Annotated in this window: 20 protein-coding genes and 1 pseudogene; 7 read left to right on the forward strand and 14 right to left on the reverse strand. The window is 53.9% G+C overall.

Features of this window, described 5'->3' with window-relative positions:
- Positions 1-121: 121 nt before the first annotated feature.
- The 3 genes from C5C07_RS13185 to C5C07_RS13195 are packed head-to-tail and all read left to right on the forward strand — an operon-like array spanning position 122 to position 3,563.
- Positions 122-1,285 carry a polysaccharide pyruvyl transferase family protein gene (locus C5C07_RS13185; RefSeq protein ID WP_115805244.1) on the forward strand — a complete coding sequence of 388 codons (1,164 nt, stop codon included), beginning with the start codon at positions 122-124 and terminating at the stop codon, positions 1,283-1,285.
- Positions 1,286-1,288: 3 nt separating this feature from the next.
- On the forward strand, positions 1,289-2,389 hold the full coding sequence (locus C5C07_RS13190) for a glycosyltransferase (protein WP_115805245.1): 1,101 nt from the start codon (positions 1,289-1,291) through the stop codon (positions 2,387-2,389).
- A 43-nt stretch (positions 2,390-2,432) separates the two neighbouring features.
- Positions 2,433-3,563, forward strand: a complete 1,131-nt coding sequence (locus C5C07_RS13195) for a glycosyltransferase family 4 protein (RefSeq protein ID WP_158546587.1) — start codon at positions 2,433-2,435, stop codon at positions 3,561-3,563.
- Positions 3,564-3,622: 59 nt separating this feature from the next.
- Here C5C07_RS13195 and C5C07_RS13200 read toward each other — a convergent pair.
- From C5C07_RS13200 to C5C07_RS22125, 5 genes and pseudogenes are all read right to left on the reverse strand, one after another.
- Positions 3,623-3,814: pseudogene (locus C5C07_RS13200) on the reverse strand (IS6 family transposase); the annotation flags it as partial.
- Positions 3,815-4,317: 503 nt separating this feature from the next.
- Positions 4,318-5,415 carry an acyltransferase gene (locus tag C5C07_RS13205; RefSeq protein ID WP_115805247.1) on the reverse strand — a complete coding sequence of 366 codons (1,098 nt, stop codon included), beginning with the start codon at positions 5,413-5,415 and terminating at the stop codon, positions 4,318-4,320.
- A gap of 197 nt (positions 5,416-5,612) precedes the next feature.
- Positions 5,613-5,801, reverse strand: a complete 189-nt coding sequence (locus C5C07_RS21040) for a hypothetical protein (RefSeq protein WP_147302011.1) — start codon at positions 5,799-5,801, stop codon at positions 5,613-5,615.
- Positions 5,802-5,842: 41 nt separating this feature from the next.
- A complete protein-coding gene (locus C5C07_RS21045; RefSeq protein WP_147302012.1) occupies positions 5,843-7,672 on the reverse strand; it encodes a hypothetical protein in 1,830 nt (609 codons plus the stop codon).
- A gap of 1,119 nt (positions 7,673-8,791) precedes the next feature.
- Positions 8,792-8,926, reverse strand: coding sequence for a hypothetical protein (locus tag C5C07_RS22125; RefSeq protein ID WP_255565256.1), 135 nt, complete (start codon positions 8,924-8,926; stop codon positions 8,792-8,794).
- Positions 8,927-9,114: 188 nt separating this feature from the next.
- Here C5C07_RS22125 and C5C07_RS13210 point away from each other — a divergent pair, with 188 nt between their 5' ends.
- The gene (locus tag C5C07_RS13210) at positions 9,115-10,098 is read left to right on the forward strand and encodes a GDP-mannose 4,6-dehydratase (RefSeq protein ID WP_115805248.1); all 984 of its coding nucleotides are present in this window, start codon (positions 9,115-9,117) and stop codon (positions 10,096-10,098) included.
- Between the two features lie 230 nt (positions 10,099-10,328).
- Here C5C07_RS13210 and C5C07_RS13215 read toward each other — a convergent pair whose 3' ends face one another.
- Together C5C07_RS13215 and C5C07_RS13220 are read right to left on the reverse strand one after the other, a co-directional pair.
- Complete coding sequence (locus C5C07_RS13215) at positions 10,329-11,573, reverse strand: glycosyltransferase family 2 protein (protein ID WP_115805249.1); 1,245 nt, start codon at positions 11,571-11,573, stop codon at positions 10,329-10,331.
- A 195-nt stretch (positions 11,574-11,768) separates the two neighbouring features.
- Positions 11,769-13,088 carry an RNA-guided endonuclease TnpB family protein gene (locus tag C5C07_RS13220; RefSeq protein ID WP_115805250.1) on the reverse strand — a complete coding sequence of 440 codons (1,320 nt, stop codon included), beginning with the start codon at positions 13,086-13,088 and terminating at the stop codon, positions 11,769-11,771.
- 215 nt (positions 13,089-13,303) lie between these two features.
- Between C5C07_RS13220 and C5C07_RS13225 the strand changes: the two genes are divergently transcribed.
- Both C5C07_RS13225 and C5C07_RS21725 read left to right on the forward strand, forming a co-directional pair.
- Positions 13,304-13,843, forward strand: coding sequence for a metal-dependent hydrolase (locus tag C5C07_RS13225; protein ID WP_115805469.1), 540 nt, complete (start codon positions 13,304-13,306; stop codon positions 13,841-13,843).
- Positions 13,844-13,995: 152 nt separating this feature from the next.
- Positions 13,996-14,151, forward strand: a complete 156-nt coding sequence (locus C5C07_RS21725; protein WP_004975909.1) for a hypothetical protein — start codon at positions 13,996-13,998, stop codon at positions 14,149-14,151.
- 113 nt (positions 14,152-14,264) lie between these two features.
- On the opposite strand, the gene C5C07_RS13230 is transcribed toward C5C07_RS21725, so the two are convergent.
- A complete protein-coding gene (locus C5C07_RS13230) occupies positions 14,265-14,708 on the reverse strand; it encodes a type IV pilin (protein WP_115805251.1) in 444 nt (147 codons plus the stop codon).
- A gap of 316 nt (positions 14,709-15,024) precedes the next feature.
- On the opposite strand from C5C07_RS13230, the gene C5C07_RS13235 reads away from it, so the two are divergent.
- Complete coding sequence (locus C5C07_RS13235) at positions 15,025-15,804, forward strand: hypothetical protein (RefSeq protein WP_115805252.1); 780 nt, start codon at positions 15,025-15,027, stop codon at positions 15,802-15,804.
- Positions 15,805-16,626: 822 nt separating this feature from the next.
- On the opposite strand, the gene dgoD is transcribed toward C5C07_RS13235, so the two are convergent.
- The 6 genes from dgoD to C5C07_RS13265 form a co-directional block, all read right to left on the reverse strand.
- The gene (gene dgoD / locus C5C07_RS13240) at positions 16,627-17,778 is read right to left on the reverse strand and encodes a galactonate dehydratase (RefSeq protein ID WP_115805253.1); all 1,152 of its coding nucleotides are present in this window, start codon (positions 17,776-17,778) and stop codon (positions 16,627-16,629) included.
- Between the two features lie 103 nt (positions 17,779-17,881).
- On the reverse strand, positions 17,882-19,051 hold the full coding sequence (locus C5C07_RS13245; protein ID WP_050459398.1) for an ABC transporter ATP-binding protein: 1,170 nt from the start codon (positions 19,049-19,051) through the stop codon (positions 17,882-17,884).
- A 139-nt stretch (positions 19,052-19,190) separates the two neighbouring features.
- A complete protein-coding gene (locus C5C07_RS13250) occupies positions 19,191-20,090 on the reverse strand; it encodes a carbohydrate ABC transporter permease (protein ID WP_050459397.1) in 900 nt (299 codons plus the stop codon).
- Positions 20,090-21,028 carry a carbohydrate ABC transporter permease gene (locus C5C07_RS13255; RefSeq protein ID WP_050459395.1) on the reverse strand — a complete coding sequence of 313 codons (939 nt, stop codon included), beginning with the start codon at positions 21,026-21,028 and terminating at the stop codon, positions 20,090-20,092. The genes C5C07_RS13250 and C5C07_RS13255 overlap by 1 nt, the downstream gene beginning before the upstream one ends.
- Before the next feature lie 4 nt (positions 21,029-21,032).
- A complete protein-coding gene (locus C5C07_RS13260) occupies positions 21,033-22,469 on the reverse strand; it encodes an extracellular solute-binding protein (RefSeq protein ID WP_115805254.1) in 1,437 nt (478 codons plus the stop codon).
- 57 nt (positions 22,470-22,526) lie between these two features.
- Complete coding sequence (locus C5C07_RS13265) at positions 22,527-23,552, reverse strand: alcohol dehydrogenase catalytic domain-containing protein (protein WP_115805255.1); 1,026 nt, start codon at positions 23,550-23,552, stop codon at positions 22,527-22,529.
- Between the last annotated feature and the right edge of the window lie 5 nt (positions 23,553-23,557).

Here is a 23,557-nt window from a genome sequence, read left to right on the forward strand (position 1 = left end):
CGTCACCAAAGCCGCCAAGAGTGACTCTTCAATTTATTCTGGAAGATGTATAATTGGTGTCGATCATTTCTATATTCGCCAAAGCGAAAAGGATACATGTCGCTAGTTGTGTGTATCTCCTATGAAGATTGGAATATTAACATATCATCGAGAGATTAACAAAGGTTCAGTCATGCAGGCATACTGTCTTGAACAATTGCTGCGTGACCGGTGGCCCACAGCTGATGTTGAAATAATTGATTATCGGTCTAGTGCGACCGAGACCAGCGATGTAAACACGCTTCTAAAACAGTCTATGGCACAGCTCGCTTTTGGTCATGCACCCACTCAAATATTCCGGCATTCAGATAAAAAAGAGAGTGTTCGTAGATTTTTGAACAACAACTGCTCCATCTCCTCTATATCTCGAACTACTGACAATCTCCAAGAGGCAATCGAGTACATCCAAAGTTTGGATTACGACGTGATCTTTGTGGGTAGCGATACTGTTTGGAGTGTGCGAAAAAATGGTGGTGGGCCAACACCTCCAAACATTTTCCAATTACCGGGTGTTGACTCCACAAAAATTGGGTTCTCTGTATCAATGGATCAAACGAATGATGGTCTTCTGCAAAATCTGAGTGACGAAATGCATCAATACATATCTGAATTTGACTGCATATCTGTGCGGGATCGGTACACACAACAGCGTCTACAGCGATTGGGTATCTCTAAAAAGAGGGTTCACTACATGCCTGACCCGACGCTATTGTGGGATTTTTCAAAACACATTGAACAACCTCCAATCGACCTTGATCAAAACACAGTCGGTCTTGAGATTGAAAACTTGTTTATAAAGAGAAAGATTACAAAACAGCTCCGCAAGCAAGGAAAAACTGTTCTTAATCTCTTAGGGCCGGCAGTACGTGGGCAACAATCACCACCATCTAACTTGTCTGTGGGTGAACGCATTGGAGTATATGATGAACTGGACTACCTGATCACAAATCGATTCCACGGGAGTATATTCACCATAAAAACGACAAGTACTCCGTTTGTGTATATTGAACAGAAACAGAAGTACCCGGACAATATGAGTAAGGTTCGAGATCTTTATACTCGCCTCGGCATCTCTGATCTAATTATTGAGTCAGATGGCGATATACCAAATGAGATACTGAAAACACACCGACCAATATGGGAAGAAAATCAGGATGAGATGCAGTCTCGGTTAACTGACTTAATACGAGAGGGATCTTCGACATTTTCAGACTTGAGTAAGAGTCTTGTGAACGTGTCAAAATAATATATGAAGCTAGCTTTTTATATCCCTTCACTTGGCGTTGGCGGTGCAGAGCGAGTTGTGGTTAATCTTTCAAATGAATTTTCTAAGAGAGGTCATTCAGTTGATTTAGTTACTAGTGACAAGGGTGGTAAACTACGTAATGAAGTTTCTAAAGACGTGGATCTAATTCAGCATTCACCACTCAATGTTCCAGGATATTCATCAATAGGGTCAGTTCCATTTCTATCACGATATCTCAAACAGAACGAGCCAGAGTGGCTCTATTCTGCAATGAACCACGCAAATATCCCCGCTATAATAAGTGGACATGTATCAGATTCAGACACGAATATTATGATCAGTGAGCATAACACGCCGTCAAGATTAATTAACCATTCATATGGGAATAAAATTATATATTCAATGGCAAGGTATCTTTATCCCCATTCAGATTGTATTATTACTGTATCAGATGGTGTTAAAAGAGACCTCGTAAATGAGGTGAACATTTCACCTGACAAACTAAAAACAGTCTATAATCCAATTGTCACTCCTAGTCTAATTCAAAATTCATCTAAAGGTGTTGAACACCCCTGGTTCAAATCTGATGATATTGATGTGATACTCGGGATGGGGCGACTTCATCCACAAAAGAGATTTAGTGACCTAATCAGAGCTTTTTCTCGGGTTGACTCCCATAATAGTAGGCTTGTGATAATTGGGACAGGACAAGAGCGAGAAAAGCTTGAACAACATGTAAATGAATTGAATATCAATGATCAGGTCGATTTCCTTGGATACGTTGAGAATCCATATAAGTATCTCCGTAATTCCTCTGTGTTCGCACTCTCATCTGCTTGGGAAGGATTTGGCAATGTACTGGTTGAAGCACTAGCCTGCGGTTGCCCTGTGGTCTCAACTAACTGTCCTAACGGTCCTAATGAAATATTAGCTGACGGTGAGTATGGAACTCTTGTTCCTGTTGGAGACATAGAGTCCCTTAGTAGCGCGATTGAGCGCACGATCAAGAAAGAAATTAATCAGACTACGCTTAAAAAGCGAGCTGACGACTTCCATGTGGATGAAATTGCAGACCAATACGAGTTACTATTTGAACAACTATAAGCAGTAGAAACCCAAATATCAGAGCACTTGTTATCTAATGCCTATGAAAATCGCAATCGTCACCCCAAACTACCCCCCAAACACGCGTGGTGGTGGTGAATTAAGTGCCCAACTTCTCGCTGAACAGTTTGTTGATCAAACAGAACACAGCGTCGTTGTTCATTCGTTTGATGGTCGTAGTCAAGAACTAATAAACGGGGTCCATGTAGTCAGGCATCGAGACCTACCGTCTATTCCTGAACTAAGTTCAATCATTGCAATCAAATCTCTTTGGGACTTAATCGAGGACTATGATATCATTCACGGGTATAACATGGAGTTGCACCCTGCAGTGGGGTTTTTGTCAAAACACAAATCGATCGCCTCAGTCGCCCACCTTAATTCATATACGTTTGTTGATAAAAATTCAATTGGAATTGATATGCCAAAGCAAGAAATGATATATAATAATTATGTGAGGCCATCAGTAGGTCGGGTTTCAAAACATTATCTTTCGCAAATTTCAACTTTGATTGCACTTAGTAATTGTATCAAAGGTATATATGACTCAGAACCAGGAATAGATACTCAAATAACACAGATTACAAACATGATCGATCCATCATTTACTCCTGAGTCGGTTCAGTACACCATCTCAGGCAATCCACAGTTACTGTACGTTGGGTCACTTAAGAAGCAGAAGGGTGTCGAACACCTCATAAGATCAATCCCGGAAATCAAGCAACAAGTCAGATTAACTGTTGTTGGGGATGGACCAGAGCGAGAGAGACTGCGACAGATTTCCCGTCAGAAAGGTGTTGATGAACAGATCGAGTTCGTAGGTCAGGTTCCTCATTCGAGAGTCGACGAGTACTATGAAGATTCAGACATTTTTGTCCATCCTGGAACCTGGCCAGAACCATTAAACAGAACTCTATTAGAGGCAATACAGCATGGACTGGCAGTAGTAGTAACTCGGCGAGGCGGCCCACCAGAAATTATTCAAGACTCGAATCTACTGGCAGATCCTGGAAATCCAGCCGAATTGGCGAATGCTATTAAATATGCCATTGAAAATCGAAAAGAAGCCGGAGAGATGCATCGTCAGCATATTCTTAAAAACCACCACCCGTCTACTGTAATTGCGAAGATAGAACAGTTGTACCGAAGGTTAACAAATGAGAGGCCACCATGAATCACTAGACGAAGTCGACTTTCATCCGCAGGAATTTGGAAATCGAAGTTAATCCAAACGCTCAATCCTAATCGAGAGACGGCAGTCTGATATCCGTAGCCATCAACAGAAACACAGCATCTGAGAGGTCTGTTTCTCCGAGAGTCCATAGAGAAACGCAGCCGCCGGATCAGTCCCAGTCGTCCAAACAATTCGACGTCAAGAATCAGCTTTGTCTCGATGTCTATTGCAGCGTACAACCAAGACAACTCGATGTCCGCTCACGCTCCCAAGTTTCTTCTAAATCTGTCGCAAAGCACTTTCTGAGCAGGTCTGCGAGCATCGAACCAAACTCACTCAACGACCTCGTTTTTTAGATTACGATACAGGTATAGACAGTTTCGGATTGACCACCTGAACCGTCGGGTACAGTTCCATCGTGATGGCCAAGGCCTTGAAGTGAGTCCGCCTGACGCGAATACGCGCTAGTGGTCGGATGATTGACAACGTGGGGAACATCGACGCTACACCGTGAGGAACAACGCGAACAAAAGCAGATAGGCGGCCCCGTAGTGACTAACAATTACGGTGAGTGCGAACATAACTGCAAGAATGCGTTCATTCCGGGGAAGCGGAAGGCCGTGTCTAAGCAAGGGACTGTCCAGAAGGGCGGTGAACTGAGCGGGTGGTGCAACGCGGCCGGCAGTTGGGTAGGTAGTGAACTAGAGAAATGAAAATTAAAGAGAAGGACCGATAGGTCAGGTTCAGGAAAATATCAAGTAGAAAACCACGCTCTGAACGGTATATGGCTCCCTCCGGAGTCTATTATGTCCAATTTATCAAATACTACATAAATACCTAATGCGCCCAGGAACACAACCGGGGTTAAAAGCAGATGCCAGATTATCGTTTGTTCGATGTTTACTCCACTCATTTTTGCGAACTCACTCAAGGCAGTCAAAGAATACAATATCGAAGGATGAACAACATAGATACCAACCGACAGCGTGCCTAACTCTGGGAGACGAGTACCTTGCCCGAGTGTTGGGCGTGACAGCACGAACATCGAAACCGAGAACACCAACAGGAAGGTTCCGACGGTGTATTTTGCTACATTGGTTCCTCCTGTTAGCGACTGTCCTGTCCATAAGTAGTTAAGTGTGTATTGCTCAACAACGAGGAGGATCGCACTCGCAACCGTCGCGAACAAGAACTTATTAGAGTGTTTCCGCGAGGATGGCAACTCCCATCTCTTCAGGAAGAATCCAAGTGAGACATAGAAAAACCCGTAGAACAGCGCGTCAGTAGTGTTGAGTCTCAAATCAAATAGACCATACGTCGTGGTTAGAAGTCCGACGCTATGGAAGGCCGCAGCTGCTGTAAATGTCCACTTGCCTGCCCCCAATTCGAGAAAGACGAACAACAAGACAACTGAAAAAATGAGTGCTGGGAGAAACCAAAATATCGGAGAAACAGAATCGCCGTAGTAGACCAGCCCCAGAGGAGAGAGTGTGCTATAGAATCTCGACACTACTGCTGCAGGCACCGAAGAACCGGACACATATGCTGTTGCAGCACTCCTCATAAGAGTGATTGGAAGATAGAGAAGCATTCCAAACAAATAGATTGAGGCAACTTTCGAGATGTACTGCTTGAGATACTTCCACGAACTCCCCCGTTCATATTTCTGAGCAAAGAGAATCCCTGAGATGACAAAAAACAGTGGAACAGCGAACCCTGCCACGCTTCGGATGACGAGATTGAGAGCGTTCCAAGAGTAGCCAAGGCCCTCAAATGGGTGCGTGTGTATCATCACGATAAACACCATTCCAATCGCTCTGAAGGAGTCGATGCTGTAGATTCTCTTTGACATTTGTCTGTGAAATACTACTGAACTCACATAAGACGCTCGGCATGAAACTCACGTTAAGAAGCGTTAGTTCGGCGGACCTATTCAGATGCCATTAGGTCGCAGTTGATATTGGCCCGAGTTGCTATCCCCCGAATCAGTAAAGAGCACCGTTGTACTGAGAGATGGTGATATTTATTTTCTCTGAATTTTGCAGAGAATCAAGAGTTGATGGATCCAAAGGTCAAGAACAACACAATCGCAATAACCAAACCAGTATATTCAGGTAAATTCAGGGAAAACTCAATAACACCTGCGACTGCTCCTACGAGTAGTGTGGCCAATAAAAACCCCTTGGCTTCAGACAGAATTTTGCCATTTGAAATCCGGACCCGTCCTTTTTCGGACACACCAGCGGTTTTTAACCAGACGAACTTAATATTTTGTTCAGTTAAGAGCTGTTCCCATTGTATACAGAGGAGTCGCCAGAGTCATAGACTCTATTCGAAGCTGGTTCGGATAAATCAAAAGCCACGTCGTAATAGTCGAGGTATATGACGGTCTTTCTACTCCCATTCTTCTCGAATTGGTCAATCGTCGACGGATCGCTTTCTGAAAATCCCTGTCGTATTGTGACAACTGGCTGTTCACCTTTCGATGCTTGGGAGATATGGTCGTAACCGCTCACGTAAGGGCCTGATTGTGCGCTGGTTGTATGACTTTTTGTCCACTCAATTGCTTTCAGCTGATTCGAACTGAGTGTCTTTTGATAGCTGTGCTCAGACAACTCTGGTTTCGCGACAGCCGGGGACAAAACCCCACTAAAAGCAACCATCATAATTAAGACAGCGACTAATACAAAACCAATTTGTCCTCGACGTTCACGAACACGATTCAATGCCATCCCTGCAAGCGGAGATAGAATAATCAAGATAATCGGAACAGCACGGCGAGCATCTCGACTTCCAGCAGCAAAGACAGCTGCCAATCCTGTGAAAGTGAGCAAACCAAACAGCATATACTGAATTGGTAATCTGTGGTCTCGTTTTGTCAAAAAGTCACGTAGTGAAAAGTAACTCGCAAGACCAACTAGGAGTGCAGCGCAAAGTAGCGGTGCGGCCCACATTAGGACACCGGGCAGTTCTTGACCGAACAGAACAACAGTGGGGACGCCTGAGGCACCAGTATTTTCGATTGATCCTTGTCCATTCCCATCTAACAACAGAACGATTCGGAACACGCGGAGAACCTGATAAGAGAGATAACCAACACGGTCGTACCAAAGGAACCCTGCGATCCCGCCAACCATCACGACAAACGTCGTGTCAGCGTATAGTTGGGCCGAATCTATGTGCGTTTTTGCCTTCGCAGCCAAGGCCCCGGAAAACCATGTCAGTCCTCCAATCCCTGTGAGAATTAATGGTGCGATGTTTTGAGTCAACGTCAAGATAACGATAAGGCCAAGAATCAACGCGGTGTTTCGTTTGCTGAACTTCTCTCCAAAAAACATTAGAAACAAAATGACTGGCATTATTGCGGTCAGAAGAGCCTGTGCAAATGGCTCACCGCCAGATTTTATATGGAATCCAGAAACCGCAACAAACAGAGTTCCAAGAAGAGCTGTGTGAGTTGAATCTGATATTTTTTTCGCGAAGCAATAGACAACGATTAGTGAACAAGCTTGAGAGATACCCAGACTAAAATATCCCACTTTAAGCGGTACTTCGGTCACAATTCCGAATGTTGATGCGAAGATGTGCGCTATCGGGAAATCTCGATAATAGGTGATTGTTTCGGGAACGAGTTCCCCTGTGTTAATAATCCATCCGAATGCTGCAAAATGGAAGCGGTCAGCTCCGTAAACCGGGTAAGAGAACCACAGTACGCTACGAAGAACGAGCGCAAATAGCACGATTTGAACAACTCCCATTGAGGGGCGTATGGGTCTTCTTGATAACCGATAGGAAAGAACACCAGATGTTCCAACGGCGAACACATAATAAAAGTCAAACACCCCTCCACGTTCGAGATGTCCAAGGATCGCAGTTAACGTGATCAATAAGAACACAACCGCATCAAGTGATTTGGCGGCAGTCGATGTTAGCGGTCCGAGTGACGCCTTTGGCAGGAGGTGAAGAACCGAAAAAAGGAACGATGCAAAAGAGACAGTCAACAGAGGGTATCGGACAAACTCTATCTCAATCAAGACTCCGGCAGATAGCGAGAGAAAACCAATGATTGCAGTAATGAGAGAAAATTGGCGGTTAGTGACTCTCAACATTTAGCCATACAGAGACAACCCGGTGACAAAAATGATTCGAGAAAATTTATCCATCACGTATATTGGGCCTCAACGACCGTGCTCGAACAATCGAATGATGACGTGTCATAATCAACATCGAGTCTAATATCCGCATTTGGATCCGTTTAATGTCGGTTGTGATGTTAAGTGACACCCCCCACCCCGAAACTCACGCCGGAGGCATCAACGTCTATTCTGCGGTCACAATTACCGGAGTGGACCATAAGAGACGTCGCTGGCGTTGAATGTGATGAAGATTGCAGCAGCGACCCAATCGTAAGCAGGAACTGTCCCCGTCACGTCGCTAAATTGTTCCGTCCCGTACCGCTACCGACGACAACCGTCACGTCGATTTTACCCTCGTTATTCCTATCGGAGAAAATCTCCATGTTGTTGTCCCGATGTTGGTTTCATTCCCATCGATGAATCCTCGATGTGATGGGAACGTTGGCTGCGAAGACATGAACGGTGTGGTACTCTGTCGTGCGTCAATTTGAGTCCGAGTAGTTGGGAGGCACCATCGGCGAACTCAACGTTCGCGTTGGAGAAAATAATCAACTCTGTGTTCAGTGTCTCGACTTCGATGGAGTCCGAGATAATGTGTTGACCGGGGGAGTAGTGTACTGAGTGCCCAGAAGATGTAAAAAATCGTTGATTTCGGATGCCGACGTTCAGCCCCAATGAAATAGTCGGCGCTGTTTGGGACCTTCTGAACTGCGCACGTGAACACGTGCAAGAGCCGCACCGAGGCGTTTCAAAAGACAAACTGATAGTATATCTCAGAGGATCCAAGTTCGGCGATGGATCCTCCTCAAAACCGGGGTGAGAGACACTCAAAGATATTGTCTAAGCGTTCTCCGCTCTACCAACAAATAAACTCACAAGGGAATAACACAGTCACATATGTATTCGTACACGAACGTAGCTCGGAGTAACTTTTCAAACTCATCCAATATCTGCGTTAACAATAAAACGTGCCGTAGTATAGCCAACTTGACAGCGGTCTATTGGTTCATGACGAGTTTGATTTAAACAATCCAATATCGTCCATTCTACAACTATAGTTGGGCAGTCAGAACGTTACCCACTAGTAATGTATTATGACTCCCGTTTTTCAGACAGATGGTCCCAAATCTCTGTGCAACCCGCTCCATCCTCGATATCGATTAGATGCGCTGATTGCTCTCTCTCCTGCTCTTCGATCTCCTCGTCGTTTTCTACGTCCTCTACCATTTGTTATACAGGACGACATATCAGCGCTAATGTATAAATGTGTGTGTTCAAGGAATACTAGTACGTTGTTTCAATGAGGTACACGTCGCACAGATCCCAATACCACTCCCAACCAACCACAGATATATTGTATCTAGGCAAGTCTCTCTTGAGTATAATATAAATACCTCTCTTGTATTTGTACACACATGACGGTACTAGTAACTGGAGGAGTTGGATTTATTGGATCACACCTTTCCGAAGCGCTACTGCAGGAGGGGCGAGATGTCATCGCAATTGATACCCTTGATCCCTATTATGATGTGAGCCTCAAGAAACAGAATGAAAGGCTATGCCAACAGGCAGGCCCGGGAGAGTTTAATTTTATTCAGGGATCAATTAATGATTCTGACTTAGTCGGCGATGTGATTGCTAATAACGATATCGAGGTGGTCTATCACCAAGCAGCAAAAGCTGGTGTTCGTCCAAGTGTTGAGCAGCCGGTTGCTTACGAACAAAATAATGTAATGGGCATTTTAACACTTCTTGAGGCAGCCGAAAAATACGGAGTTAATCGTCTCATTCATGCCTCTTCATCATCTGTCTATGGTATTCCAGAATATCTCCCGTACGATGAGGAACACCCAAACAATCCCAAAAGTCCGTACGGTGTGACGAAACTTGCTAGCGAACATTATTGTAATGTCTACGATCAACTTCACGACATATCGACAGTTAATCTACGCTACTTTACTGTATATGGGCCACGGATGCGCCCAAATATGGCAATTTCAAACTTTGTGTCACGCTGTCTTAATAATCAACCGCCTATAATCTATGGAGATGGTAAACAAACCCGTGACTTCACGTATATCGATGACATCGTTGAAGCAAACCTAGCGCTTCTCAACTCAGATGCTGGAGATGGTGAGACAATGAACGTTGGATCAAGCGACAATATATCTATCCGCCAACTTGCTGAATACGTGGTTGAAGAGACTGGTGTTGATGTTGAGATTGAACATAAAAAAGAGAAGGACGCGGACTCCCGCCACACACATGCAGACATATCAAAAGCAAATGATCTGATTGACTACGAGCCGAGTTACGACATCCGTGAAGGAGTAAATGAATTTATTAACTGGTACAAACAGAATCGCGAGTGGTATGAGCCACTCATACTGAACACGTGATTTGTAATTGTATAGGTGTACTCCAGATCTTCAAAACTGTATTTTAGTAGCAACCATTTATGATTGAGTTATTTCAGTAACAGAACCACATTCAACCTAGAAAGTCTGTACTACAGAAAAAAGGAGAATTACTATAGTCCATGACGAAACAACGCATTTGATCTAAGCCCACTCGTTTTTCGTGCGTACACGTCAAATATAGATGATTTCGACAGAAGCTTGTATCCTGTTTAGCTATCCACCGACCCCAACAGGAACGACCCGAACACCATCTGCAGGCCAACGACCACAGCCACGGTCGCCACGACGTCGGCAACCGCGATCGGCAACGCACTGAATCCACTGGTCACCCACGTAACGGCCAGGTAGCCACCGTAGGCCAGCCCACCGAGGAACACGAGCGAGCCAATCGTCGCCCCTCGCTCGAGCGAAATCCGCTTCGTAAACCAGGTCGTAAACGGATCAGAAGCCCCACGAACCGGATCCGAAGACACCGTCGAGAAGGCTCCGAACAGCATCAGTTGAAACCCAGCGAGCGTCAGCAGGCCACCGCCAATCCCGGTGTGAATGCCGAACTGCGCACCACCGATCTCCAGACCACTCCACGCGAGCACCAGCGCCAACACACCAACCACAGACAGGCCGAACCCAGGTGCCGAAAACAGGTAGCCGGGCGCATTGACCAACATAAACCGAACGTGTCGCCAGCCATCGGGGAAGCTCTCCAGATTGGCCTCACCCTCACGCGGGTGATACGTAATCGGCTTCTCTTCGATCTCGAGATCCTTCGCGCCGGCCTCCATAATCATCTCGCTGGCGAACTCCATGCCAGTCGACGAACACTCCATGGTCTCCCAGGCGTCTCGAGTAAAGACACGCATCCCACTATGCGCGTCACTCACGCCAGCGCCGTAGAACACGTTCAGGAATTTCGTCAACAACGGATTCCCGACGTGTTCGTGCAGCGGGGGCATCGAGCCGGGGAGAATCTCACCCTCCAGCCGCGAGCCCATGGCCATATCTGCATCACCGGACCGAACCATGTTCAACAGCTTGGGAAGCTCCTTGAAGTCGTAGGTGCAGTCGGCGTCGCCCATGGCGATGTACTGGCCGCGGACGCGCTCGAAGGCGTACAGGTAGGCGTAGCCGTAGCCCTTGCCGTCGGGTTCGATGACGACCGCACCATTCTCTGCCGCAATCTCGGGCGTGCGGTCGTCCGAGCTGTCGGCGACGACGACCTCGCCGTAAATCTGCATGTCCTCGAGGGCGGCTTTGACCCACTCGATACACTGGGCGATGCCGCCCTCTTCGTTGAGGGTGGGCATCACGACCGAGAGCGTGGGCGTGATCTCGCTGTCTGCGGACAGGAGCAACTCATCACCGCTGAGTTGGATATCCGATGCTGACGTACCGTGTTTGCCGTTACCCAGCTGTTTCGCATGCTGGGTGTCGTTGTGTGTGGTTGACGTTCCCATAGAGATTGACCACCTGTTGTGAGCACCGTTGAGACTGTATTGCAGTAGTTCGGTGGACCCCACGAACGGTTTCTATTGTGTTGACTCGGGGAGGTGCGTAAAGAGTTTATCGTCTGAGCAGTCTGTGTAGACAGAATATAATATTGTTGACATCCTCCCGCGCCTGAAGACGCGGGAATCCCGAGCGTTGGGATATTAGGGTTTGCAGTCTACCACTTGTTCCCTCGGTGAGAATCCGTGGGACAAGTCATGAAGGTAGACTCCAGGCTGTGCCAACCAGCCGGTACTCCTATCTCCACCCAAACGGGGTGCAGACTTGGAGTTACTTTGATTCAGGTCGAGACGTATGTTTTCCGCCCCATTCACGTCAGCGTTGAACGCCGCATCACACTTCTCGCACGCGTACAGGCCACGCTCAATACGCTGATTGTAGTCTTCCCTACCGCACACGCAACACGTCTTGCTCGTGTTGCGCTCAGACACCTCTACGACTTCGATGCCCTCGACTTTCGCCTTGTAAGTGAGAATCTTCGTGAAGCGGTCGAACGCCCACCCGTGCAAGTCGAGGTTGCCGTGCCGACCCCAATTCTTCGGCTCACCATTCTCGTCCTCACGGACACCAGCAAGTTTTCCGATGTTGATGCGACCCACGCCACGCTCGATACACTTCTCAACGATGTGTTTAGCGAGGCTATGGAAGAAGTGGGTACGGCGCTCCGACCACTTGTGGTGTAGACGAGTTGCCTCAGAGCCTCCCGAGTCGTCGCAGTTAGCGATTTCTTTCGGGAAGTAGTACCCGTCCTGCTTCAAGCGATTACCGGGATACAAGTCGGCTTCCTTGGTGCTGTACGCGACTGCCGCGAAGTTACAGATGCCAAGGTCAACACCTGCTGTCTCGTTACCGGGAGCGGTAGGCGTCTCGATTTCGTCTTTGCAGACGAGATGCAGTTCCCACACTTGTTTGGCCTTGTTGTAAACGGCTCGAACCTGTTTCAGATTCTCAACCGAGACACCGGGACGAGTTTCGTATTCGACAAGGATGTACTCCCACGCTTTCGGGTGTTCCTTGTGACTCGCGCCTTTGGACAGCCTGACGCGGTTGTGTTTTGTGTCGTGACGAATTCCGTTCTGCTTCCACGTTACTGTCGAACGAGGATGTTCTTCGTGGACACGGTTGCCATCGTCGTCGTAGTAGTTTTTCTTGCGGTAGCCGGGTGGGTTTGCGCGGTCGTCAGACTTGCGTTTGCCATACCACGAATTGAAGGATTCAGCGAGTTCCTCCAGAACGCGCTGACTGGACTGCGAGTGCAATCCCTTGTAAGTTGTATGACTCTTCAATTCGCTTTTCAAGTCTTCGTGGCCGGGGATTTCACCCGAATCATTCCATACTTGTCGGGAGTGATAGTTCGCTACGTTCCAGAGTTTGCTGGCACTCCACCCATGAATGTCGAGCATCTCAGCCACTTGGGAGTGATTGAGGATTTTCGCTCGATGGGTTCGGTGGATTTCCAACATCTCGAAACGCCCGTATAATAACTTATACTCGTCCCTGTTGTAAAAGTTCGGATTGAGATGGTGGAATATCCAGACGTGCCGTCGAACGGTGGGTGGTGTAGAGAATCGTCGGATTCATCCTGAAAGGGTCAGGTATTCTCCTTGATTCTGTATACATATATGCGAAAACAATTTCGATGAATGAGTTTATGGGCGGGACGCGCCTGTATCGGCGTGTGTATCCCCTTGGCCACCTCGCATTCGGCTATCTCCTCGTCGTGGCCCTCGCTCGGGTGCGTGACTGGGAGTTCCGATATCCCCACGGCCTGACGCTCGCGTTGCTCGCGGTCGGGACGCAACTCCCTGATATCATCGACAAGCCGCTGGCCTACGCGGGCGTGCTGCCGAACGGCCGGTCGCTCGCACATTCACTCCTCATCGTCGTCCCCGTCGTGGTCGTCGGCGTCCGGTATCTCTCGCGTCGAGGCTACGGAACTGAAGCGCGCGTGCTCGCGGTCACTATCGGGTCGCACCTCCTCGGCGATTCGTATCTCCTCGTCCTCCGAGGAGAGTGGCGCGAACTCGGCTTTCTGTTGTGGCCTGTCGTGCCCGGCCTCCAGTACCCGAGCGACGACATCGCCCCGTGGGTCCGGATTCTCAACGCGGGGTTCGACAGCCCACAGATGCAGTTCCAGTATCTGTTGTTTGCGGGCGCAGTAGCCATCTGGCTCGTGAGCGTCTATCGACGACGTCAGCGGCGTCGACCGTCGACGTGACACCGTAGTAGTGTAACGTACATATGTTTGTTTTAACATCCGCAGAAAACGAAGACGGTGAACACACGTAACTTGAAGCAAGACGGCCCACTACAGCCACACGTACAGTCCGCAGCGAACAAGCCACGATTTCAAGCACTCTCAACCCTTCCATGACCGACGAGTCGACGACGATTGGCCGTTGTCCGGACTGCGAGATGGAACTCTACGAGTACCATGTGTTGATCGAGTTCGAGACGGAAGACGGCGGGACTGGCGTGTTCGCGGACTGTCCCGAGTGTGATGACGTCGTTCGACTGAATCGGTGACGTTCATCTGCGTAGTTGTCCAGCGTCTCCGAGACGTGTCTGCGACTGCGCGCTCCGACACGGTGAATTCTCTCTGGTAATCAGGTACGCTCGCAAAAAATCTGAAGACTGTGTTAGCCGTTGTAGGTCCACTTCTGCAGGGTCGCAGAGTTAGACCCGGATTCGGAGGTCCAGACAACGCGGACGGATTCACCGGATGCGAACGAGGCGGGCGTTCCAGTTGCGGTCACGGTAATCGAGCTACCTGCCGAGACTTCAGTCGCAGTTGCGTCGATTACGTTCCATGCGTCTCCATCGTCAGTGATCGGTCCCGAGATGGTCACACGGGCGGGGTCGATGGCGTCACCGCTTTCGTGAGTGATGATCAGGGTCCCGGCGCTACTGTCGTGATCGAAGCTGAAACTCGCCTGCGGGGCAGTGTCGCCGACCTGGTCGCCGAGACCGAGGACGAACGTCCCGATGACGGCCGCGAGGATGACGGTAATCGCGACCATCAGGATGACACCGATAACCGGCGAAACAGCAGAGTCGTCTTTGAAGAGGTGTGTAAGTTGCATTGGATATTTCCTGTGCCCGAACAGACGGCGGTCGACGGATACGTCGGCGCGTGTCGCACGCAGCGAACAGATAACGTACCTGTTGCGTACACACGACCCCTGTAGTGGGCTTACAACCAAACATATGTTGGCAATGCTAATAAAGATAGATTGAGTGACTATCTCATAGCACGGAACAATCACAAACACAGACAATTCGCGGGGAGAACCTATCCAATCACCCCACCAGAACCGGTCTCACGAGCCACCATTGTCACGCTCTGCCTGAATGTCTTGAATCGCGATAGTTATCTCTGAGCAACACGTTCGGACGTTCATGCCGCTTGCGACGGAACCGGAAGTCGCGCGGACGTACGCGACGCCGGTCGACGACGCGTGGGCGTACGTTCTGCAGTATCGCGAGACGTTGGACTACGTCGCGGCCAACCCCGACAAGGGGTCGACCGCAGTCAGTACCGCCCTGGATCTCCCGCGGAGTCGCGTCCGCGAGTGGATGGACGGAAGCGTCCCGGACGTGGTCCGCGGGCTACAGACGGCTCGCGACCACGGCTGGTTCCCCGACTCGCTTCGCCAGCCGGCCGCGCGTGCGCTCAACCGACTCGTCGCCGCGGTGTTCGCGACGGGGAGCATCGCCCTCGACAACTATCGGCCGTCGTTCGTCGTCGACGACGCCACTCGCGACGTCGTCGCCGATGCGCTCGCCACGCTCGGTGTGGGGAGTCGCACGATTCACACCGACGACGACCGGCGCGCGACCGAACTCGTCCCCCGACGCGACGGGGCGGTGTTGGGTCGGGTGCTCGCCGCGGCTGGCGCGCCGGTCGGCCCGAAGGTCCAACTGGAGGCACTTCGGCTCCCGACGTATCTCGACGACGCCCCGCTGTCGATCCAAGTCGATTTCGTCGAACTCTACGTCGACGGCCGCGGGACGGAACTCGACGGGAAGGCGACGACGCCGCTTCTCGAACAACGCAACGAGACGTTTCGGCGCGACCTCGCGGCGCTCGTCTCGCGGGTGACCGACGAACCCGTCTCGGTCGGCACCAACGGCGTGTATCTGTCGGCGACGGCCGCGCGTCGACTCGGCGTGCGGTGAGTCTTCGAAGCGAGCACAGACAGACCGCGATGCCGACTGTCCAGTATGAAGTATATTCTAGTTAATTGACTAAATTGACTCGGCGATAACTGACTGATGTATCTAACTACTGTGAAAATACAAAAGGAGCCAAATAAAAAGAAGATATTCAAAATATGCCCCATATTTTGAAACTTCATCTATTAGCTCTCATGTATAAAATCAGCGATCTCGATGCGAATTATATCGAGTTACCGATTATATGTGGTTTATATTGGGAATCTAGACGAATTGCGTCGAATCGGTTCCCAGACGAGTACGTGTGACTGACGTTCCACTAGGAACTCTATGCAGACGATAATATTATCATCTGCATAGTGGTCGACCGCGAAAACGAACTGGAGTGGTTGGCGTCCCAGCTCACGGATAGACCTTCACCCGATGACTGTTGTGCGAGGACGCTGAGAACGGCGTCACCCAACGATTCTAGTCCGACTGTTCGGTCACGCCGTCACAGGAACAGAGCTGCAGCGCAGTCCGGAGGTGGAAATTCTTCTCGTCAGGATCGTCCGTTTCGAGGGCTCTCTGCAGGTGGACTTTCGTCTGCTCGAGGAACGACGACGGCTCACTCATCCTTCCAGGTTCGAATCTTTTCAACAGGCGTTCGGAGGCCAAACACGGTCCAGTCCACGTGAGGGTCGGCTTGTTGCAACATGCCAATCATGTTGCCTAGCTAACCTTATTCTCAAAAGTATTTCTAGACGGTCTCCTCCCTTGTAGCTTCGTCTCAGTGAGCTTCGGTTCGAACGTGGGCAGGCAGATTTCCACAATCGGCACGCCGGCTCACCACTCGGCGAGTCGGCCGTCGTCGTGGTGCCAGACGGGGTTGTACCAGTTAACCTCGCCGCGGGAGCGTTCGCGGACGTACGCTTCGTCCACGTCGATACCCAGTCCCGGCCCGGTCGGCCGTTTGACGAAGCCGTCGGAGAAGTCGAACTGGTGGGGGTCGTCGAGATACGCGAGGCCGACGCTCTCGGATGGGTCGTGGAGCCCGAGGTCCTGTTCTTGCATGACGGCGCTGTGGGACGCGAAGACGGCCTGGAGGTTCGCAGCGAAGGCGACCGGGCTCAACGGACAGTGGGGGACGACCGACACGTCGAACGCCTCGGCCATCGTCATCACCTTCCGGAGTTCGGTGATACCGCCGACGTGGGTGACGTCCGGCTGGAGGACCGACACCGCCCCCTCGGTCAACAGCGGCTTGAAATCGTAGCGAGAGTAGAATCGCTCGCCGGTCGCGAGCGGGGTGGTCGTCCCCTCGGCGAGCGAAGCGAGCGCCTCGGAGTGTTCGGGACCGACGGGCTGGTCGATGAACATGAGACCGTAGGGTTCGAGCGCCTCGACCAGTCGCGACGCCATCGACTTCGAGACGCGTCCGTGAAAGTCGACGCCGAGGTGAAGGTCGTCGCCGAGCGCCTCGCGGACGGCGGCAACGCGCTTGCGGGCGGTCTCGACGGCGGCCGGCGGCTCCAACGGGCCGAACTCGGTAGTCGCGTTCATCTTGAGCGCCCGGTAGCCCTGGTCGCGCCGTTGAATCGCCTCTTTGGCGACTTCCTCCGGCGTCTCGCCGCCGACCCACTGGTGGACGGGAATCCGGTCGCGGACGTGGCCACCGAGGAGGTCGTACACCGGGGCGTCGTAGTGTTTCCCTTTGATGTCCCACAGCGCGTGGTCGATACCCGACAGCGCGCTCATGAGAACTGGGCCACCCCGGTAGTACCCGCTTTGGTAGAGTTTTCGCCAGTGGTACTCGGTGCGAAGCGGGTCCTCACCCAGCAGGTACACCTCCACGAGTTCTTCCACCGCAGCCCGGACCGTCCGGAGGCGACCCTGCACGATGGGCTCGCCCCAGCCGACGAGGCCGTCGCTCGTCTCCAGTTTGAGCAGCAGCCACCGCGGGGGCACGGCGAACAGTTCGTAGTCCGTGATGTGCATGGTCGCACAACCGGGAGCGGATACTTCAATGGGAGGGGGGAGCGTCCGGGCGGCGGCGGCGGGGCCGTGAGCGTGAGTCGGTCGTTGTCGGCACGAACGAGGCTCAGTCAGCGCCCGCGCTCGCGTTCTCGAGAGGTTGTGAGAGGGCGTGTTCCGCGTCGTCGGTGAGCGTCCGCTGATGAATGGTTTCGCCGGACTGGGTGTCGAAGAGGTGTGTATCCTCGCTTTCGACGTGGGCGTACAGCCGCTCGCCTTCGGAGACGGGTTGCTGGCCGTCGACTTCGACGACGAACGTCTCGTCGTGAGACGCCGCGACCGCTCGAACGTACACGTACGAGACGCTTCCCATCGGCTCGACAACGTCGACGACGACTTCGAAGCCGTTGTCTGTGGAGTCTTCGGAGAGCGTGAAATCCTCCGGGCGCGCGCCGAGTGTCACTGCGGTCCGGTCGCCGACGTTCGCCCGCATGCGTTCCGAGAGATCGTATTCGAACCCGTCGGCGACGAGCGTGCCGTCGGCGACCTCGCCTTCGAAGAAGTTCATCGACGGCGACCCGATGAAGCCGGCGACGAACCGATTCGCGGGGCGGTAGAAACACGCCAGCGGCGTGCCGACCTGCTGGAGTTCGCCGTAGTTGAGGACGACGAGGCGGTCGCCCATCGTCATCGCCTCGGTCTGGTCGTGGGTGACGTACAGCGTCGTCACGCCGAGGTCGCTCTGGAGGCGGTTGATTTCGGTCCGCATCGTCGTCCGGAGCTTCGCGTCCAAGTTGGACAGCGGCTCGTCCATCAAGAACACGTTCGGGTCGCGGACGATGGCGCGGCCGAGCGCGACGCGCTGTTGTTGGCCGCCCGAAAGCTCGCCGGGCGTGTTGTCCAGAAGCGACTCGATACCCATCATCTCGGCCGTTTCGGTCACCGTCGCTTCGATTTCGTCGGCCGAGAGTTCGGTCGACATCTTCAGCCCGAACGACATGTTCTCCTCGACGGTCATGTTCGGGTACAGCGCGTAGTTCTGGAACACCATCGCGATGTCGCGCGCGCGAGGGCCGAGCTGGTTGACGATTTGGTCGCCGATGTACACGTCGCCGTCGGTCTGCGTTTCGAGGCCGGCGACCATCCGCATCAGGGTGGACTTGCCGCTTCCCGACGGACCGACGAAGACGACGAACTCGCCGTCTTCGATGTCGAGCGATACGTCGTCGACGGCGACGACCGCGTCGCCGCCGTCTCCGAACTCCTTCGTTACGTCGTCTAGGGTGATACTGGCCATGTGTGTGTCTCCGTGTTCGTGATGCGGCTGTCTGCCCCCGCCGCGCGGGTATGGATGTTGGTGGTGGTGTGGGTATGGTTCGCGAGCGATGCGCGCTGTCGTGCCGACGGTCGTCGGCCGTGTGAGAGCCCAGTCTGTGTCATTCCTTGATCACCACGCCAAAGCTCAGCCCGGCGGCGAGGTACTTGTTCACCGCGACGAGGAAGACGACGACCGGGAGAATCATCGCCATCGAGGCCGCGGCGAGCATCCCCCACTCGATGGACCGAGAGCCGATAAACGAGTAGACGAACAGCGTCACCGGGACCGCCTTGAAGTTCGTCAAGACGAGTCCGAACAGGAGCTCGATCCACGCGAAAATGAAGCTGATAATCGCGACCGAGAAGATGCCCGGTTTCGCCGCCGGCAGGACGACCTTGCGGAAGCCCTGGAACCGGGTCGCGCCGTCGACGCGAGCGGCCTCTTCGAGCGTCTCGGGGATGCCGTCGAAGAACGCCTTCATCACCCAGACGACGAGCGAGAGGTTGATGCTGACGTACATGAACACCATCCCGATGCGGCTGTCGAAGAGGTTGAGTTCCCGGAAGATGACGAAAAACGGGATGACGACGGCGATGGGCGGGAGCATCCGCGAGGAGAGAATCCACACGAGCACGTCCCGCTCCATCGGGATGTCGTACCGCGAGAGGACGTACGCCGCGGGCACGCCGATGAGCAACACGAGCACGACCGACGCCGACACCATGACGACGCTGTTGGCGAACGCCGCGAGGAACGCGCCGTCCTGTGCGAGGCGGATGTAGTTGTACACTGTCGGCAGGAAGAGCCAGTCCGGCGGCAACGAATTCGCGCTCCCCGGCGGCTTCAGCGACATCGACGCCAGCCAGTACAGCGGGAACAGCACGACGAACGACCACGCCAACAGAAGCCCGTGGCGGGCGACGCTGACGAGCGTCTCGCGGGTGTCGTTGTCGAGGCGCTGCGACCCGGTGTCGACGGGCGACTGGGACTGGGACTGAGACTGGTTCTCGGACGCCATCAGTCCCACACCCCCTCGAAACCGACCTTGGCGATGACGATGTTCGCGATGGCGACCACGAAGACGAGGTAGACGACCGCGATTGCGGCCGCCACGCCCGGCGAGTTGTTGATGAACATCTGTTCGTAGATGTTGATGCTCACGAGTTGGGTGGCCGTCCCCGGGCCGCCCTGGGTCAGCCCGTAGACGACGCCGAACGTCCGAAAGAGGTCAATCATCCGGATGAGCGTGGCGACGAACACCACCGGCTTCATGTACGGGATGATGACGTGGAGGTACCGACGCCACAGCGGCGCGCCGTCGACCTTCGACGCCTCGATGAGCGTGTCGGGCACCGACGAGAGGCCGGCGTAGAAGATGATGAACATGAACGGCGTCCAGTTCCAGGTGTCGAGGAGGACCACCGTCAACAGCGGAATCTCCGAGAGGAACGCCGGGGCCGCGAAGGGCGTCGTCGCCTCGATGAGGTACGGGATGACCCCGATTTCGCTGTTCAGCATGATGCGACCGATGGTCGCGAGCGAGACGGGCGCGACGGCCATCGGGATGATAAACAGCACCCGGTAGAACGATTGCAGTCGTTCGGATTCCACGCCGGCGACGAGCGCGGCCAGGCCGAACCCGAGGACGCTCTCGAGGGCGAGCGCGCTGACGACGACGGTCACCGTGATGATAAACGAGTGCAGCGCGCCGCCGCGGCCGAACGCCGTCGCGTAGTTACTCAGACCGACGAACTCGGCCGCGAAGACGTCGAACGTGGGTTCCTCGATGACGCTGAGATAGAGGTCGTACGCGCCGGGGAAGAAGGTGATAAGCAGCATCACCAGCACCATCGGCGCGACGAACCAGTACGGGAGGTAGTCGTTCCACAGCGCCCGGAGCTTGGCGACTCCCGTCTCCCTCGTCGTCGACGTTTCGGTCTGTGTGTGCGTACTCATGGCGTCATTCGCTGTAGATTTCCTCTGCGACCTCGGCGGCGGTCGTCATCGCCGCCTCGGGGGACTTCTGGCCCGCGAGGGCGCGCTGGAGTTCCTCGGAGTAGCGCTGTCCCCACTCGGGGTACTTCCGGTCGAAGGGGTCCGGCGACGCCGCCTGCAGCGATTCGAGGGTCACCTGCGCGAACTCCTCGCCGACCTGCGAGCGGAACTCGTCGTTCTCCCAGACCGACTGCCGGACCGAGAACGCGGCGTCGCTGTGGAGATGCATCCACGTGTTCGTCGGCTCCGAGGTGGCCCAGAGCATGAACAGGAACGCCTGTTTCGAGTTCGCCGCGTTCTTCGACGTCGAAATCTGCCAGTTGTACGCGTTGGGTGCGAACTCGCCGTCGGCCGGCTTCGGGACCTTCGCGATGCCGACGGTGTCGGCGATCGACGACTCCGAGCCGGTCAGGCCGGGCCAAAACAGGTTCGCGTCGGCGACGATGTGACCCGCGCGAACCTCCTGCATCGTCGACAGCACGTCGGACCACGACTGCGTGGACGCGCCGTCGGGGCCGTAGTCCCGCAGGAGGTTCGTGTACCACGTCGCCGCGTCGATGACGCCCGACGAGTCGAGCCCGGAGTCGGTCGGGAACTCCGTCCAGAGCGAAGAGCCCATCTCCCGGAGGAGCATGTTCAGGATGAAGATGTTCATGCCGTAGCCCTTCTGTCCGCGGCCGACGGTACCGACGACGTCAGACTCGTTTTCGTGAATCGCCTGGGCGTTCTGTCGGAACCCTTCGAGCGTCTCTGCGACCTCAAGATCGTGTTTCTCGTAGAGGTCGGTCCGGTAGAACTGGGTCTGGACTTCGACGGTGATGGGCAGGCCGGTCCAGTCGTCGCTGAAGCCGCCGCCGTGGGCTTGCCATCGCGACGCCTCGAAGAGGTCGTCGGGCTGGTACCACGCTTCGTCGTACAGGCTCTCGTCTTCGAAGTAGGGGTCGAGCGGCTGGAGCCAGCCTTCGTTTCGGTACTGGTTGACCACCTGGTCCATGAAGAAGACGTCAAACTGGCCAGCGCCGGTGCTCACGTCGGTCTGGCGCTTCGTCCGGAACTGGTTTTCGGGGAGGATGTTCCAGACGACGTCGATGCCGGTGAGTTCCTCGAAGACGGGGATTGCCGGCTTGATGGCCGAGACCCACGGGTGCTGGACGGCACCGATGTTGATTTGGGAGCCCTCGAACTGCGCCCAGTCGATGTCGGCGTCGTACTCGCTGAGCGGGATGACGGGTTCGGACGACGACCCAGTCGAGGTGTCGCCGTCGGTGCTCCCTCCGCCGTCAGTCGAGCCGCCGCTGTTCTGTGCCTGTTCGCCGCCGCGGGTACAGCCGGCGAGTCCGCCGAGGAGACCCGCGGCCGCCGCCGTCTTGATGAAGCTTCGTCGGTTGTGGTCGTTCGTCATTGGTGGTGATGTGATGTGGTGTGGTGTGTCGGTCAGTGGGCAGTCACGTCGTGCGCGTCACCGGGCGGGGTAGATGATCTTCTTCAGCCCGCGGTTGTCCTCCATCTGGTCGAACGCGGTTTCGAGGCCGGCGAGACCGAACTCGTCAGTGACGAGTGTGTCAACGTCGATGCGGCCGTTCTGGAGCAACCGAACTGCCCGTGCGAACGTGTCCGGCGTGAGCGAGTAGCTCGCAACGAGCTCGCGTTCCTCGAAAAACAGCTCGTACGGCGAGAGTTCGATCGTCGCGTCGGTCGGGGGGACGCCGAAGATGAGCGTCCGGCCACCCGGCCCGGTGAGCGACTGCGCCTGCGCGATGGTCTGGGGGAGGCCGACGGCTTCGACGGCGACGTCGACGTCGCCGACGAGGTTCGGAATCACCGTCGTCGGGTCCGTGACACTCGGGTCGATAGTGTGGTCGGCACCGACCGCCTCGGCCACCGCTCGGCGGTCGTCGACCGGTTCGGAGACGACAATCGTCCCCGCGCCACTCGCCCGAAGCGCCTGGACGAGAAGCAGGCCGATGAAGCCCGCGCCGACCACGACCACGGTCTCGCCGCTCGTCAGGTCGGCCTGGTCGACGCCGTTGATGACGCAGCCGAGGGGTTCGGCGAACGCGGCCGTCCGGTACTCGAGGTCGCCGATGGGTTCGACGTTGCCGACGGGGACGGCCGCATACTCCGCGAACGCGCCGTCAATGACGTGTTTCGCGGCACCGCCGAGTGAGGTGAGGTCGTGACAGAGGTTCTCCCGGCCGGCCTTGCAGGCGCGACATTCGTGGCACGGCACCGACGGGTTGATAGCAACCCGGTCGCCCACCTCGTAGGCATCAACGTCCGACCCGACAGCGACGACTTCGCCCGCGCTCTCGTGGCCGGGAACCATCGGGAGGTCAACGTCGAGGTTGCCGTGATACATGTGCAGGTCGGTTGTACAGACCCCACAGGCGTGTATCTCGACCAGCACCTCGTCGGCGTCGGGGCGCGGTCGCGCTGTGTCGGTGATCGCTACCGTGTGGGTATCCGTTAGTTGGGCAGATTTCATTGTTC

This window comes from Haloferax sp. Atlit-4N (assembly GCF_003383025.1).
Lineage (GTDB): Archaea > Halobacteriota > Halobacteria > Halobacteriales > Haloferacaceae > Haloferax > Haloferax gibbonsii.

Excerpts from the sequence above, each read along its gene's own strand:
- C5C07_RS13185 (WP_115805244.1), top strand. The coding sequence starts at position 122 with ATGAAGATTGGAATATTAACATATCATCGAGAGATTAACAAAGGTTCA.
- C5C07_RS13190 (WP_115805245.1), top strand. The coding sequence starts at position 1,289 with ATGAAGCTAGCTTTTTATATCCCTTCACTTGGCGTTGGCGGTGCAGAG.
- C5C07_RS13195 (WP_158546587.1), top strand. The coding sequence starts at position 2,433 with ATGAAAATCGCAATCGTCACCCCAAACTACCCCCCAAACACGCGTGGT.
- C5C07_RS13205 (WP_115805247.1), bottom strand. The coding sequence starts at position 5,415 with ATGTCAAAGAGAATCTACAGCATCGACTCCTTCAGAGCGATTGGAATG.
- C5C07_RS21045 (WP_147302012.1), bottom strand. The coding sequence starts at position 7,672 with ATGTTGAGAGTCACTAACCGCCAATTTTCTCTCATTACTGCAATCATT.
- C5C07_RS22125 (WP_255565256.1), bottom strand. The coding sequence starts at position 8,926 with ATGGTAGAGGACGTAGAAAACGACGAGGAGATCGAAGAGCAGGAGAGA.
- C5C07_RS13210 (WP_115805248.1), top strand. The coding sequence starts at position 9,115 with ATGACGGTACTAGTAACTGGAGGAGTTGGATTTATTGGATCACACCTT.
- C5C07_RS13215 (WP_115805249.1), bottom strand. The coding sequence starts at position 11,573 with ATGGGAACGTCAACCACACACAACGACACCCAGCATGCGAAACAGCTG.
- C5C07_RS13220 (WP_115805250.1), bottom strand. The coding sequence starts at position 13,088 with ATGTTGGAAATCCACCGAACCCATCGAGCGAAAATCCTCAATCACTCC.
- C5C07_RS21725 (WP_004975909.1), top strand. The coding sequence starts at position 13,996 with ATGACCGACGAGTCGACGACGATTGGCCGTTGTCCGGACTGCGAGATG.
- C5C07_RS13230 (WP_115805251.1), bottom strand. The coding sequence starts at position 14,708 with ATGCAACTTACACACCTCTTCAAAGACGACTCTGCTGTTTCGCCGGTT.
- C5C07_RS13235 (WP_115805252.1), top strand. The coding sequence starts at position 15,025 with ATGCCGCTTGCGACGGAACCGGAAGTCGCGCGGACGTACGCGACGCCG.
- dgoD (WP_115805253.1), bottom strand. The coding sequence starts at position 17,778 with ATGCACATCACGGACTACGAACTGTTCGCCGTGCCCCCGCGGTGGCTG.
- C5C07_RS13245 (WP_050459398.1), bottom strand. The coding sequence starts at position 19,051 with ATGGCCAGTATCACCCTAGACGACGTAACGAAGGAGTTCGGAGACGGC.
- C5C07_RS13250 (WP_050459397.1), bottom strand. The coding sequence starts at position 20,090 with ATGGCGTCCGAGAACCAGTCTCAGTCCCAGTCCCAGTCGCCCGTCGAC.
- C5C07_RS13255 (WP_050459395.1), bottom strand. The coding sequence starts at position 21,028 with ATGAGTACGCACACACAGACCGAAACGTCGACGACGAGGGAGACGGGA.
- C5C07_RS13260 (WP_115805254.1), bottom strand. The coding sequence starts at position 22,469 with ATGACGAACGACCACAACCGACGAAGCTTCATCAAGACGGCGGCGGCC.
- C5C07_RS13265 (WP_115805255.1), bottom strand. The coding sequence starts at position 23,552 with ATGAAATCTGCCCAACTAACGGATACCCACACGGTAGCGATCACCGAC.